Source organism: Phycisphaeraceae bacterium (assembly GCA_019636655.1).
Lineage (GTDB): Bacteria > Planctomycetota > Phycisphaerae > Phycisphaerales > UBA1924 > JAHBXB01.
The window spans coordinates 581,672-595,671 of record JAHBXB010000001.1 but is presented as its reverse complement, the minus strand read 5'-3'; the positions used below and the strand labels follow the sequence as shown (position 1 = coordinate 595,671).

Sequence of the window (14,000 nt, the reverse complement as noted above, 5' to 3'; positions counted from 1 at the left end):
CAGATAAGTGAATCGGCCTCCCGGCCTCCATAGCAGCATACCCGCGCCGGGTCACGCCGTTGCAGGGGCCTTATCGGAGCAAGTCATCCCTTCCCATTGAGCGAAGGGGGCGAGGTGCCGGATGGATCTCCGCGGCGGGCTGTCCGGGTGGCGCTGAGCAGCGCGAAGACGACGACCGGAAGGCTGAGCGCCGAAACGAGCGCGATCATGACGATCTCCCGCGCGTCCTCGGAGATCAGGCCAACCGCAGCGGCCCAATACGCCCCGAGGCCGCACAGCGGGCCCGCCGCGTACCCGACTCCGATGAGGGCCTCGTGGACGCCGCCGGCGTCGACCTCGGCTGAACCAACCTCCATCGCGTAGTAGAGCGCGCCGGTGTAGATAGTGCCCATTCCGATGCCGAATCCCACGAGGGAGAGCACGAAGAGGCCAAGCCCGACTCCGCCGGAGCCGAGTCCGGGCGAGAGGACGGCTCCGCTGAAACCGACCAGGAGGAGAATGCCGCCCACGATTGAGGCGGGCCAGCGTCCGTGCCACCCCTGCCAGCGCTGGAGGACGAAGAAGGTAAGGACGCGTGCGACGAGCCAGGTTGAGGCGATCAGTGTCTGCCAGGTGATCTCGATGCCGAGTTGTCGCAGAGCCGAGGGGAGGTACGGAGTCAGAGCGGCGTAAAAGAGGTAACTCACGGGGAGTTGGAGCCGGAAGACACGAAGGAGCGCGGTGTAGATGATCGGGTGTGGCTCGTGATGCTCGGCGATGTGCCGGGCCGGTCGTGGACCCATCGGGCGGAGCAGCGCGACGCTGAGGAGGTGGACGAATGCGACGCCGAGGATGACCTCCAGGGGGTGGTTCTTGATCAGCGGGGCCATACACCAGTAGGACGCGACGAGGGCGCTGCTCCAGACCACGTTGAAGGTGCCGATGGATGAGCGGAGATTCTCGCCGCGGCGGCCGCCTGAGAGGTAGGACTCCGTGACGGGCCAGAGAACGCCGGTGAGCGGGCTGTAACAGGCCATGACGACCCAGACGGACCACGATCCGGCCCGGCCGCCGCCTGAGAAGGTGCGGGCGGCGATTGGCAGGACACAGATCGCGGCGAGCAGGACCATCAGGCTTGCGAGAACCAGACGCTCATTCAGGCGGGGAAACTTCGCAAAGAGTCGCCTGAGGGCGGGGCCCGCAAGCAGGGCTCCTGCGATGTAGGTGAGCCCTTGAATGACGCCCAGGACGTAGTTCTCGGTAGCGCTGAAGGAATAGGCGGAGGTGGTCAGGAAGACCATCCCGGTGGTTGGGATGCCAGTGCCTACGGAGTTGATAAAGGTCCAGGACAGAACGGACCAGAGGGGGGAGGGCTTGGCGGAGAGTGCCGGGTGCTTCGGGCGAGTGGGAGTGGCGTCCAGCGTCGTCATCGGAACCTGCGGTGGGAGGGGCCGTCGGCTCTGGGTGGGTGTGTAGTTGACTTGCGGGGGTGTGGCCGTTGCCAAACGGTGTGGCCGATCGTAGCATCGGGCCGTTGGGATTCAGGTGCCGGCGCAGGCCGGCGCTTGGAGCATGTGCCCGTAGCTCAATTGGATAGAGCGCTGCCCTCCGAAGGCAGAGGTTGCAGGTTCGACTCCTGCCGGGCACGTTTCGGGTCGGGAGCCGCGAGCCGGCGCTGGGGGGGGGCGGCCCAGCCTACTCACTCACCCTTTGCGAGAGTGAAGACCGCGTCGCGGCCCTTGCCCGACTTCTTGAGCCGGCCGCTCTTGACATAGGACGCGAGGGCGACGGAGAGCGGTGTGGAGCGGTTCCCCCAGGACGGGCGGATGTCCGCGGCCTTGGCCTTGCCGCCCTTACTCTCGATGGCCGACCGGACAATCTCCCAGCCTTCGCCGCGCCGGCCCCGGCCGCGACCGGGGCGCGATGCTCTGGTGCGGCCACGCTTGGGGGCGCCATCGTGGGAATCGAAGGCCTCACCGATGGCGTGGGTGACTTTCTCCATGAGGCCGTCCATGCGGTTTCGCTCGGCCTTGAGGCGTTTCACGACGGCATCGCGGAGGTCGAGGAGTCCGGAGAGATCGAGTTCGAGCAGAAACTTCTCGTCGAATGACTTGTTTGCCATCATCAGGCCTTTCAATAGTAATAGAACGGTCAATAATAAAATACTATGTTCATGACATCGAGTATTCAACCGAGTTGGCAGGGTCATCTGGCTTTGCGGCACTCGCACGACCGACCGAACTGGGCGCAGATCGGGTGCTGGTGGCAGCCGCCAGACGCCGGGCAGCGGGCCTTGCAGGCGTAGCGTCCGTGGAAGATCAGGCGGTGGCCCGCCTCGCACCACTGGTCGCGGGGGAAGAGCGCCATCAATCGGCGCTCGATCATCTGGACACTGGTCCCGTCCTTCACGAGCCCGAGGCGGACGCTTAGACGCTGGATATGCGTATCGACCGGGATTCCGACGTTGATTCCGAATGCGTTTCCGAGGACGACGTTGGCGGTCTTTCTCGCGACCCCGTGCAGGGTGAGGAGTTCAGCCATCGTGCGGGGAACCTCGCCGTGGAAGACCTCGACGACATCCTTCATTGAAGCGTGAATCGCCTTGGCCTTGTTGCGGAACAGTCCGATGGTCCGGATGTACGGTTCGATCTCCTGGGGCGTGGAATTCGCGTAGTCCGATGGAGCGGGGAATCGCTTGAAGAGCGCCGGGGTGGCCTTGTTGACGCCGGCATCCGTCGCTTGGGCGGAGAGAATCGTCGCAACGAGAAGTTCGTGCGGGCTCGAGTACTCCAGTTCGCACTTGGCGTTCGGATAGTGGCCCTTGAGGGCGGCAAGGAGTTCGAGCGCTCGAGCTCGTTGTGCCTGGGTGACCTGGGGGAGCGAGAAGGGCAGGTCGGGCTCAGCCTGTATCCGCGGGCGTGCCACTCAGGTCCTCGCATTCAGTAGTGCGGGCGTTTCCAGGCCACGCGAACCGGGCTCCCCAGCGGGCCGGCTCGTCGCGGCGGCCCAGGCTCCGAGAGCCAGCGAGATAAGCACGCTTATCGCCGTCAGGACCATGAGCTTGGTTGCCATGGGATGCATCGCCGTGAAGGCCTGCTGGTGCTCGAGTGCGGCGTCCAGGTTCCCCGCCCTCGCGGCCGACCAGTATGCCTGGAGCGCTGCGTTCATGGATGGGGCCAGGATAAAGATCTCGCCGGCCACGCTCGCGAGAGCGATGCTCAGCGCCACGGCTCGCAGAATGAACGATGCGCCAATCCTCGCCCGAGGCCTCAACATCACCAGAGCCGTGAACGTCACGACAGCGATGAGCGAGCAGGCGAACTGAACGACGTCCAGAATCAGGAACACCTTCTGGCCCACATGGCCCGCGGCGATGAGCCATTGATCGCCCGAGTAGGCCGAAAAATCGGGAAGTCGAGGGGCCAGACGCTTCATCGTCGGGAACAGCACGCCCGCGCTGGCCGCACCCATCCCCAGGGCGCCGAGCCAGAGGCCCAGGACCGAGACGTGCAGGGCCTCGCAGAATGGCCTCCATGGCTTCATGCACCGATCGTACCAGCGCGAGACTTTGATCGGATGACCGGATACAACAGGCCATGCGCATCGAGGATCTCAGTGTTGCGATGTCTGGGCTCGATCGTGCCTCAATCGGGATCGAGGCGGGAGTGCGCGCCGGGTTGGACTGGATCAAGTCAATTCGTTCCGGAGAGGTTGGCGTCGCCGGGGCCCAGCTCGATGCGAGAGATGCAGAGATCCGGCCGCGGGACCTTGGGCGGTCGGCGAGGCGAGACCTTGCAGCGTCGTTCCGTCGGATCGGCCTGCGATGCAGCGGGCTGGACCTGTGGATTCCCCCCGAGCACTTCGCGGAGAACGCCACGGCGGACCGGGCCACCGGAGCCGTGCTCGCGGCGATCGAGCTTGCTGCAGAACTGGAGTCCCTTGGGAGGTGGGGGGGCAACGCTCTTGGTGGCTCGGCCATCGCGGTATGCACGACGTTTCCGCCCAAGGGGGCGGAGGCGGTGGTCGCGTCGCTCGGCGCGCGGGCACTAGAGAGGGGCGTGGTCCTGGCTGACTTTGGATGGCCGGTGGATGGGGGCGAAGGGGTGCCCGGAGTGCGGATCGGCCTCGACCCGGCTCGCATCGTTGCTGCGGGGGGCGATGCGGTCGTGGCGGCAACGGCCCTCGGGTTGAGGCTCGGTGCGGTCCGTCTGACTGATGTTTCTTCGATGGGAATGCGCGTCCCGGTTGGATCCCGCGATGGCCGTCTGGACGTGCTGGCCTGGAAAGTGTCCCTGACGACAACGGGCTTCCTCGATGGGGGGCGGATGCCGGTGATCGACCTTCGCGGCATGGCGTCTCAGGCGGGAGCGGCCGAAGCGGCAGTTGAGGCGTGGATTGATGCTCGATGATCTGGTGACGAAGAGGGAGGCAGAACTCGTACACTTATGGCTCGGGAGGGCGTCTGGCTCTCCCCGGTGGGTCTCGCCGCGAGGAGGATGACCATGACCGAGAAACCTGCCCCAGGCCTTCAAGAGAAGGCGACCGCGACGGCAACGTCGATCTGGCGCTCCAAGGTGCTGCTGGCAGCCATCGGGGTGACTGCGATTGGTGCGGCGATGTGGGTGTACGCCGCGGCGACCGCTTCTCCGGCCGTGCCTGAGAGTTCGGCGGCCTCGGCGTTCTCGTCCCAGTTGTCGGCGACGGCGCCTTCTGACGCCGCACCGAAGAGCCGCCTGATCGACGATTCGGCCCCGGCCGTCTTCCGGCTGGGGCTGTCGTTTATCGTGGGATACTTCTTTGCGGTTGTCGCCAGGAAGTTCATCAAGATCACCCTGCTGGTCGCGGGGTTGGCAGCCCTGGGCATCTACGGGCTCCGCAAGGCCGGGGTTGATGTGTTCGATTGGTCGACGGTGGAGGGGCAGGTCGACCAGGGGGTGGAGTGGGCGAAGGAGCACGCGGGCGCCGCCCGGTCGTGGGTCATGGGGTACATGCCGTCCGCGGCGTCGGCGGTCGTCGGGATGTTCTTCGGAGCGAGGCGCGGGTAGGCGCGATCAACGGCGCGTCGGCACGAAGCAGCGGTCGCACCTCGCTTCGTAGGACTCGGCGCCCCCGACGGCGATCCGTTTGGCGGCGTTGATGAGTCGTTGGGAGTGAATGGCCGGTGAGCCGCACGAACTGCAGGGCGCTGTCAACGTGGTGTACTCGTCTGCGAGAGGAGCAAGGCCGGCAATTGGTTCGAAGGGATCACCGAAGTGGTCGCGGACGACTCCCGCCACGATGATGCGGACGCCGGCAGATCTCAGGCGGCAGCAGACAGGTGTCAGAGCCGGGCCGAAGAAGTGGGCCTCGTCGATCACGACCACGTCGGCCCCTTCACAGGCAGCCATGACAGCGATTGCATCGGGAACCTCGACCGCTGGGATCGACTGGCCGGTGTGGGAACGGATATGGCCGCCCGAGCGCGTGTCGGCCGCGGGCTTGATGATGACGGTCCGCCGGCCGTCCGCTACGGCCGAGGCGACGCGGCGGATGAGTTCGGTCGTCTTGCCGCTGAACATGCAGCCGGCGATAACCTCGAGGCGACCAGATGGGGCGGGTGGGGGCATGGCTGGCGCGTCACCGGAAGGTCCCAAAAATCCGAACGGCCGAGTGGCCGATCGGTGAGATCGGCAACCCGGCCTGGGAAAAGCGGGTGAAGGGGCTTGAACCCTCGACCTACACGTTGGCAACGTGTCGCTCTACCACTGAGCTACACCCGCGATGCCTACCGGGAACCTCATCGGCAAATCCCGGTCGAGGGATGAAGGTAGACGGTTCGTGGCGGCCAGTCAATCGCACCCGCACAGGGGACCATTCAGGGCCGTGTCGGGATGGTCGGGGCCGCGGCGGCGGTCGCCGGCGGGCCCTTGGCCCTTTCAATGGCCGCGATGACGACGCTTGGTGTGTACACGTTGTAGACGATCGGCTTGGAAGCGCCGGGGCCGAAGATCGCGAGGGTCGGCACGCCGGTCTGGCCGAGCGACTGGAGGAAGGTCCAGCCTGGCGCGGAGCTCGAGGTGAGGTCCACCTCGAGCAGCACTACGTCGTCCTGCTGCAGGCGGGATCGAACGGGTTCGGTGTCCAGGATGGTTTGCTTGAGCACTTTGCAGTTGATGCACCAGTCAGCCGTGAAGTCGACGACAACGACCCTCTCCGCCAGGATCGCCTGTTCGAAGCGGGCGGCCGAGTACTCGTGCCAGGCACCGGTGATGAGGGCTCCGGGGCCGGAGGTTGTCATCTCCGATCGTTCCCAGTCCTCCCTTGCCGTCCGGGACATGCCCGCCGCGAATGCGATCGTGACGCCGACGGCGAGCAACGACACGAAGGGCAGGACAACTCTCGGCAATGCGGCTCTGCTGATCTGTACAGTGCGGAGAGCGAGCCACCCACCGGCAAGCGTGACGAAGAACGCGACGACCCACCAGCCGAAACTCTTGGAGAGATACGGCCGTTCGTGAAGCAGCGTCTGAATTCCGGCGGCAACAAAGAACGCGGCGGCGGCGAGGAGAAGCAGCCCCATGACTTGCTTCACAAGGTCACTCGCCGGACCGGTACGAGGGATCTTGTGCACGAGACCGGGTTTGGCGGAAAGGACCAGGTACGGGACTGCCATCCCCAGTCCGAGCCCGGTGAAGATCACCATAATGCGGAAGCCGCCGAGGGACGGAGCCCCGACGAGGAGCCCTCCGGCAACAAAGCCGAAGCACGGAAGGCCCAGTACGGCGGTCATCACCCCGAAGAAGAAGGAGCCGCCGGGGGTGTCGGCCTTTGGGTTGATGAGATAGACAGACTGGGGGAGGTTGAAGGTGAAGAGGCCCATGATCCCCAGGCCCATCGCGGTGATGATCAGCCCGAGCGAGAGGGTGACCCACCACGTTCCAAAGATCAGCCGCGAGGGATCGAGCACGGCGCTGAAGACGGCCATGGGAAGCCCGACGGCGACCCAAAACGCGACCACACCCAGGAACATCCACACACCGAGTGCGAATGTGCGGCCCGGTGAGTTGGCGTGCTGCACAAGAGTCATGACCTTAATCGGGATAACCGGGAGGACGCACGGGGTGAGGTTGAGCGAGGCGCCGCCGAGGATGCTGACCAGCAGCAGGACGAACACGCCGACCGCACTGTCAGGGCTGGGGAGTTGGACTCCGAAGAGGGAGGGGAGTTGGCGGGGAGGCGAACTGGCTTCGAGCTGCACCGAGGTGCTCGGAACTCCGGTGATCTCCGCCAGCACCGATTGATCGAAACCCTTGAAGGCGTCTCCAGACGGAGAATCGGTGCTCAGCGTTCCGGCCGCCACAATCTCGAACGCGGCCGTAGCCGTGAGCGAAGTAGGCGGCTGGCAGGTCGTCTCGTTGCAGGCCTGGAAACTCACTTCCACCGATACGTGGGCTGGTCCGGGAGTGGCGTTGTCGTCGACGCGGACGGGCAGGAAGATCACCGCGGATTGGGCGTAACTCAGGAGCCGGATCGGGTCGCCGGTGAACGCGCCGGTCTCCACGGCCGCGGGCTTGGGCCACTGTGCGAGGCTTGGGAAAGCGGTGATCCCCTTGGACGTCCCTTCCGATGGGATGCCAAGGTCGGTGGGAGTGGCCGTGACCCCGTCGAGCTCTTTCGGGACAACGGGAACGTGGGGCCAGACGTGCCACCCTTCCGCGAACTCAAGGACGACGGCAACGGCGAACCGGTCGCCGGGCTGGGTCGTGGTCCGCTGGGCGATTGCCGATATGGCCACGGGGGCGTCGTCGGACGGTGCCGGCTGGGCAGCCGGAGCCGGAACCCCCAGCAGGAGAAGGCTGGCAAAGGCCAAAGCGACCAATCGGAGGGTACGGACGGGATGGTGGAGTGGGGTGAGATTGGACATCGTCATGGGGTGCCTATTTAACCCGCGCCGAGAGGGGGCGTTGCCAACGCGGCCGGGAATTCGGGGAGCCCTCCACTCCTTCAAGGGTCCAAACCCCTCGGTCCGATACTCCGGGAGTCGGATTCAGCCCCTCAACGGAACATACACCCCGACCATGGCCGACGTTCTTGACCAAAGCGAGATTGACGCCCTCCTCGCCGCGGTCGACTCGGGCGAGGTCGAGGAGGAGCAGAACCCGATCCAGATCTTCAGCCGGCACCGGCGCGATCTGGAGCACGTCGAGGTTCGCAACTACGACTTCAAGCGGCCAGAGCGTGTCAGCAAGGACCAGATGCGGGCCCTGCAGACGCTGCACGAGTCGTTTGCCCGGAACTTCGGGGCGGCGCTGTCGGGTTTTCTGAGAACGATTGTCGAGGTCAAGGTCGCAACCTGCGAGCAGATGACCTTTGCCGAGTTCATCTCGGGGCTGCCGAACCCGACCTGTTTCAACCTGATGGACGCCAAGCCGCTCGAAGGGCAGATGTGCCTGGAGATCAGCCCGCTGATCATCTACCCGATCATCGATCGGCTGCTCGGCGGCACCAACCAGGAGCTGTTCATCCCGCAGCGGCCGATGACGCTGATCGAGACACGACTGATCGGCAAGGTCACTTCGCGGGGGCAGGCAGCGCTCTCCGAGGCGTGGGCGAGCGTGAGGCAGTTGACGTTCACGATCACGGCTACGGAGAGCAACCCGCAACTGGTGCAGATCGTGCCGCCGAACGAGGTGGTGGTCGTGGTCGGCTTCGAACTCAAAATGGCCAACCGTGCGGGGACGATGAACCTGTGCATCCCGTACAACGTGATCGAGCCGCTCATCGAGGATCTCTCGGCACAGAACTGGTTCAACACGCCCCGGTCGGGGCTGTCGAGGGAGATCCAGGGGCGGATCGCGGCGACGCTGAACCGGGCGGGGTTGAGCGTGACGGGCCTGCTTGCCGAGACGACGATCACGCTGCGGGATCTGATGTCGCTCAGCGAAGGGGACCTGATCGTGACCGAGCGGGCCGCCGGATCGCCCGTGCTCTTGTGCGTCGAGGGACGGAAGACGTTCTTCGCGAACATCGGGCAGTACAAGGGGACCCGGGCCCTCAAGATCGCCCGGGCTGTCCAGGCCGGTGACCGCGTCTAAATTTGGGTGATGGTGGTGTTTCCGGGCGGCAGCGGCCGTCAACCCGACTTCCTGGAACCCGGCCAGTTCCCGGCCGCGAGTGGTCATTCGGGCTTGTCCCGTTTGACCGCCATCCGGTCGGACCCGTAGGATTCGGGGACATTTCGGAGCGACCTTGCGTCCTTGAAGAAGGGTTTTCGTCGCATGTTCACGGCTCGCGATCATGTTGGCTGATGCTCGCCCAACCCAGGCGCGCGACCCGGGCTTGCCCCGGTTCCGTGGCCCGGGCGCCCCGTCCCGCCGGGATTCCGGCGGAATGTGCGGGGTTCCCTTGGGTGTCCGCCAGCGGACGCGGGCAGGGCTGTCGGAGGGTGTCATGACCTGACTCTCACCGAGATCCCTGCCGGCTCCTCCCGGTACCTGTACCGGTGGAGCGGACCACTCCCAGCATGGGAGGTTCCGGCCGCGAGCGTGCATCTGCAGCTTGCGGCTTCGTTGTTTCAAGGGCGCTCGGACGGTGGAAACAGGCCGGTATCGGACGGTTCGGCCAGACAGGAAATCAGACAAGACAGGCGGATTGATTGGGCCTCGACATCCAGACAACCAACCAACTCGGAACTCGGAGCGGTAAGCCATGATGAACACACAGGAGATGATGCGCATCCTCGATTCGATCGCCCGGGATCGCAAGATCGAGAAGTCGGTTCTGGTGCGTGATCTCGAGCAGGCGATGGTCTCGGCGGCTCGAAAGTACTTCAACACCTTGGACACCGAGGAGTTCGCCTGCGTCCTTGATCCGCTGTCGGGGCAACTGAGACTGACCCGCCACGGCGAGCCGCTGGAGATGAACCCGCAGGACTTCGGCCGCATCGCGGCGCAGACGTTCAAGCAGGTGATGATCCAGCGGTTCCGCGACGATGAACGCCAGTCGGTGTTTGACGAGTTTTCCAAGCGGGTCGGGGATATCGCCACGGGCACCGTTCAGCGCTACGAGGGCGGCTCGATGGTCGTCACGATCGATCGCGCCGAGGCCTTCATGCCGCGTTCGGAGCAGATCCCCGGCGAGCAGTTCCAGCCCGGCGACCGTGTCCGGTGCCTGGTGCTCGATGTTCGAGACGTCGGGAACCAGGTCAAGATTGTGCTGTCTCGCTCTCACCCGGACTTCATCAAGCGGCTGTTCGAGGTCGAGGTGCCCGAGGTGGCGGAGCGGATCATCGAGATCAAGGCGATGGCCCGGGAGGCAGGCTACCGCACGAAGATCGCGGTGTCGTCGATCGACTCCAAGGTTGACGCGGTCGGCGCGTGCGTCGGCGTCCGAGGGTCGCGGATCAAGAACATCGTCGACGAGCTCAACGGCGAGAAGATCGACATTGTCCGCTGGAACGAGTCGTCGCAGATCCTTATTCAGAACGCGCTGAAGCCGGCCGAGGTTGCCGAGATCTCGCTGTGCTTCGAGCTTGGCCGGGCGACCGTCGTCGTCCGTGACGATCAGCTCTCGCTGGCGATCGGCAAGCGGGGGCAGAACGTCAGGCTTGCCGCGAGGCTCACCGGCTGGGACATCGACATCCTGACTCCCGTCGAGTTCAACAAGGGGCTGGAGACGCTCTCGGCAACGCTGCAGACGGTCCCCGGTGTCACCGAGGAGATGGTCGACCGGCTGGCGGCGCTCGGCATGATCAGTGTGTTCGACATTGAGGAAGTCGGGGCCGAGGTGCTCGTGACGGAACTCGGAATCGAGGAGGCCGCGTCCCAGCAGATGGTCCAGACGGCGGCAGTCAAGGCCCGCGAGGTCGCCGAGCAGCAGGCCAAGGAGAAGGAAGAGTCCGAGCGCAAGCGGCGTGAGGAGGAAGATGCGGCCCGCCGGCTGTTGGCAGGGGACACGTCGGGTGTCCCGGCTGATGCCGAGGCGCGGGCGTCTGCAATCCTCGGGATGGATCCGGGTGCCGATGCCCAGATCCAGCCGACCGACGACGCACGGGCCGCCGACATCCTGGGCGTTCCCGACCAGCCGGGTCAGTCGACGACGTGATCTGAGTTTTCGCGGTTTGCCAGTGTTGAAGTGGTTTGAGTTCGAGTCTAACGGAGAGCGGTTTGGCCAAGCGCATTCATGACATTGCCAAGGAACTTGGCATCAAGTCCAAGGCCATCATTGAGAAGTGCCTTGCGGAGGGGATCCCCTCCGACAAGGTGAAGAATCACATGGCCGTGCTCTCGCCGGGTCTGGAAGCGTCGATCCGCGAGTGGTTCGCCGCGTCCGTCAGCGGCGAGGCGCCGTCCGCGACCGCCGTGGAGACCACCGCTCACGTCGACATCGAAAAGGTGCGGGCCAAGCCGCGCCGACGCACCGCGAGCAAGGACAGTGCCTCCGCCGGCGACTCATCGGCGACTTCGGTCGCGGAAGCCGACGCGGAATCCACCGAAACGGTCGAGCCGGGATACGTGCAGGAAACCGCGAAGGCCGCGCCGGTTGGTCATGGCCACGGCGATGACGAGCCGACCGACGCCGAGGATGTGACTCGGACCGAGGCGCCGGCGCCACGAGCAACGCCCGTCGAGGACACGCCGGCCGCCGGCGCCGCCAAGGAAGAAGTCCAAGAGTCCGAAGCGGTTGCTCCGCCCGCCGAACCTCAGCCGTCCGCGAGGCCGGTGCCGGAAGAGCCGCGAGAGGAGTCGCCACGGGCGCCCGGGCACGGCCCCGCTCGCGGCGGGCGGGCGACGGTCAGCCCGGCGCCGATGAACGTCCCCGAGCGTCCAAAGGTGGTGGCCCCGGCCGGGAAGCGGCTTGAGATCCAGACTCCCGTCAAACTCTCCGGTCCTCGCGTGGTCCGGATCGAAGCGCCCGAGGTCATTGACCGGCCGAAGCCCAGGCGGATCGGCACTGGGGATGGAGGCCCGCGCGGGCCGATGGCCCCAGGTGGAGGGAGTGGAGCGAGCGATGATGACCGCGGGCGGGTTGCCCGGCGGGCGGGCGGGAACAAGCGGCGCACCGATGGGCTGGCAACCCCTACAAAGACTCCACGCCGCAAAGCCGATGAGCCGCCGGCCGGCGTCTTCTCCGAGCAGGACCTCGCCGAGCGAGAGGCCCGTCTTGCCCGGGCCGGTGGGTACCTCAAGAAGCGTCGCCACGATCTCAAGATGCGGGAGCAGTCCCACGGTGAGTCCCGTGCGACCGCTTCGCAGGTGGGCGGCGGTGTCGTCCGGATCGCCGCACCGTTCACGATCAAGGACCTGTCCGCGGCGACGGGGGTCAAGTCGTCCGAGATCCTTAAGAAGCTCCTTCTCCAGGGCATCATGGCGACTGCCAACTCGGGCATCGACACCGACAAGGCCCAGGAGATCATGATCGACTTCAACATCGAGCTCGAGACGACGGAAGCCCGGACGGCCGAGCAGGTCGTCACGGACCGGTTCGTCGATCGTGAGGCAATCGACCTGCGGCCGCGGGGCCCGATCGTGACCATCCTCGGTCACGTCGACCATGGCAAGACCAGCCTGCTCGACAAGATCCGCAACGCGAACGTGGCGGCGGGCGAGGCGGGCGGGATCACCCAGGCCACCAGCGCCTTCAAGGTGCCTGTGACGATCGGCGGCGAGACCAAGACGATCGTTTTCCTCGATACGCCCGGTCACGAGGCGTTCACCCAGATGCGCTCGCGCGGTGCGGCGCTCACCGATGTGGTCGTGCTCGTCGTCTCGGCGCCCGAGGGGGTCATGCCACAGACGGTGGAGTCGATCAACCACGCCAAGGCGGCGGGTGTGCCCATCGTCGTCGCGCTCAACAAGGTCGATCGTCCGGATGCGACCGAGGCCCGCATCAACCAGACTCTCTCCCAGCTGGCTGATCAGGGGCTCAACCCCGTCGAGTGGGGCGGGACGACCGAGGTGGTCCACACGAGCGCCACCAAGGGCGTCGGGATCGACAAGCTCCTCGAAATCCTCGACCTGCAGGGACAGTTGCTGGAGTTGAAGGCGGACTGTGCGGGCCCGGCCCGGGGCACCGTCGTCGAAGCCCGACTGGAAGAAGGACGCGGCCCGGTGGCCAGCGTGATCGTCCAGGACGGCGAGCTCAAGGTTGGCGACTTCATCGTTGTCGGGCGGGCATTCGGCAAGGTGCGTGATATCGTCGATGACCGGGGCGAACGGCTCAAGAGCGTTACGCCGCCGGCGCCCGTGCAGGTCTCCGGGTTCGACGAGCTTCCGGACGCGGGCGACAAGTTCTTCATCGTCCATTCGCTCAAGGAAGCGCAGGAAGCCGCGGAGCAGCGCCGGCACCGCATGCGCCAGGCCGCTCTCGCCCAGCCGAAGGTCACGCTGGACAGCCTCTTCTCGCAGATGGCGGCGAGCGCGGTCAAGGAGATCCTGGTCGTGCTCAAGGCCGACGTGCAGGGCTCCGTGGACGTGATCAAGCACGAGATCGAGAAGATCGCCACCAAGGAGGTCAAGGCCCGCGTCCTGCACGCCGCCGTCGGCGGCATCAACGAATCGGACGTGCTCCTGGCCAACGCGTCGAACGCGATCATCATCGGTTTCAATGTCATCGCGGCGAACAAGGCCCGTCAGCTGGCGGAGGCCAAGGGCGTCGAGATCCGGACGTACCAGGTGATCTACGAGATCACCGACGACATCCGCAAGGCCGCCGAGGGCCTGCTCGAGCCCGAGCGCCGGCAGGAGGTCCTGGGCCACGCCGAGGTGCGTCGCGTGTACAAGCTCAGCAAGTTCGGCGCCGTGGCGGGCTGCTACGTCACCGACGGGGTTATTGAGCGAAATGCACTTATCCGCGTGACCCGCAACGGCGTGGTGATCGAGAACGATCGGGTCCTGGAGCAGCTCAAGCGGTTCAAGGATGACGCGAAAGAGGTCAAGAACGGGACCGAGTGCGGCATGAAGATTGTCGGCTATGACGACATCAAGGAGGGCGACGTGCTCGAGTGCTACAAGAACATCGAGGTGAAGCGGACACTGTGAGGT

11 protein-coding genes and 2 tRNA genes are annotated in these 14,000 nt (G+C 65.6%); 6 read left to right on the top strand and 7 right to left on the bottom strand.

Annotation, left to right across the window (positions count from 1 at the left end):
• Window positions 1-83: 83 nt before the first annotated feature.
• Window positions 84-1,409, bottom strand: coding sequence for a hypothetical protein (locus KF745_02565; protein MBX3357289.1), 1,326 nt, complete (start codon window positions 1,407-1,409; stop codon window positions 84-86).
• 144 nt (window positions 1,410-1,553) lie between these two features.
• Between KF745_02565 and KF745_02560 the strand changes: the two genes are divergently transcribed.
• Window positions 1,554-1,627: transfer RNA gene (locus tag KF745_02560), tRNA-Arg, on the top strand.
• A 51-nt stretch (window positions 1,628-1,678) separates the two neighbouring features.
• Here the strand turns inward: KF745_02560 and KF745_02555 are convergent.
• The 3 genes from KF745_02555 to KF745_02545 form a co-directional block, all read right to left on the bottom strand.
• The gene (locus tag KF745_02555; GenBank protein MBX3357288.1) at window positions 1,679-2,101 is read right to left on the bottom strand and encodes a hypothetical protein; all 423 of its coding nucleotides are present in this window, start codon (window positions 2,099-2,101) and stop codon (window positions 1,679-1,681) included.
• A gap of 83 nt (window positions 2,102-2,184) precedes the next feature.
• Entirely contained in the window at window positions 2,185-2,871 is a 687-nt protein-coding gene (gene nth / locus KF745_02550) for an endonuclease III (protein MBX3357287.1), read from the bottom strand.
• Window positions 2,872-2,904: 33 nt separating this feature from the next.
• Entirely contained in the window at window positions 2,905-3,522 is a 618-nt protein-coding gene (locus KF745_02545) for a hypothetical protein (GenBank protein MBX3357286.1), read from the bottom strand.
• A gap of 53 nt (window positions 3,523-3,575) precedes the next feature.
• Here KF745_02545 and KF745_02540 point away from each other — a divergent pair, with 53 nt between their 5' ends.
• On the top strand, window positions 3,576-4,388 hold the full coding sequence (locus tag KF745_02540; GenBank protein ID MBX3357285.1) for a hypothetical protein: 813 nt from the start codon (window positions 3,576-3,578) through the stop codon (window positions 4,386-4,388).
• Window positions 4,389-4,481: 93 nt separating this feature from the next.
• Complete coding sequence (locus tag KF745_02535) at window positions 4,482-5,024, top strand: hypothetical protein (GenBank protein MBX3357284.1); 543 nt, start codon at window positions 4,482-4,484, stop codon at window positions 5,022-5,024.
• 6 nt (window positions 5,025-5,030) lie between these two features.
• On the opposite strand, the gene KF745_02530 is transcribed toward KF745_02535, so the two are convergent.
• From KF745_02530 to KF745_02520, 3 genes are all read right to left on the bottom strand, one after another.
• Entirely contained in the window at window positions 5,031-5,585 is a 555-nt protein-coding gene (locus KF745_02530; protein MBX3357283.1) for a hypothetical protein, read from the bottom strand.
• Between the two features lie 81 nt (window positions 5,586-5,666).
• Window positions 5,667-5,738, bottom strand: a tRNA-Gly gene (locus tag KF745_02525).
• A gap of 95 nt (window positions 5,739-5,833) precedes the next feature.
• Window positions 5,834-7,888 (bottom strand): thioredoxin family protein, encoded by a 2,055-nt coding sequence (locus KF745_02520; protein ID MBX3357282.1) that lies wholly within the window; start codon window positions 7,886-7,888, stop codon window positions 5,834-5,836.
• A 148-nt stretch (window positions 7,889-8,036) separates the two neighbouring features.
• Between KF745_02520 and fliM the strand changes: the two genes are divergently transcribed.
• The 3 genes from fliM (at window position 8,037) to infB (ending at window position 13,997) form a co-directional block, all read left to right on the top strand.
• Window positions 8,037-9,053 (top strand): flagellar motor switch protein FliM, encoded by a 1,017-nt coding sequence (fliM, locus tag KF745_02515; GenBank protein ID MBX3357281.1) that lies wholly within the window; start codon window positions 8,037-8,039, stop codon window positions 9,051-9,053.
• 613 nt (window positions 9,054-9,666) lie between these two features.
• The gene (gene nusA / locus KF745_02510) at window positions 9,667-11,061 is read left to right on the top strand and encodes a transcription termination/antitermination protein NusA (GenBank protein ID MBX3357280.1); all 1,395 of its coding nucleotides are present in this window, start codon (window positions 9,667-9,669) and stop codon (window positions 11,059-11,061) included.
• 62 nt (window positions 11,062-11,123) lie between these two features.
• Window positions 11,124-13,997: a translation initiation factor IF-2 gene (infB, locus tag KF745_02505; GenBank protein ID MBX3357279.1), complete on the top strand. Its 2,874-nt coding sequence runs from the start codon at window positions 11,124-11,126 to the stop codon at window positions 13,995-13,997.
• The last annotated feature ends 3 nt before the right edge of the window (window positions 13,998-14,000 follow it).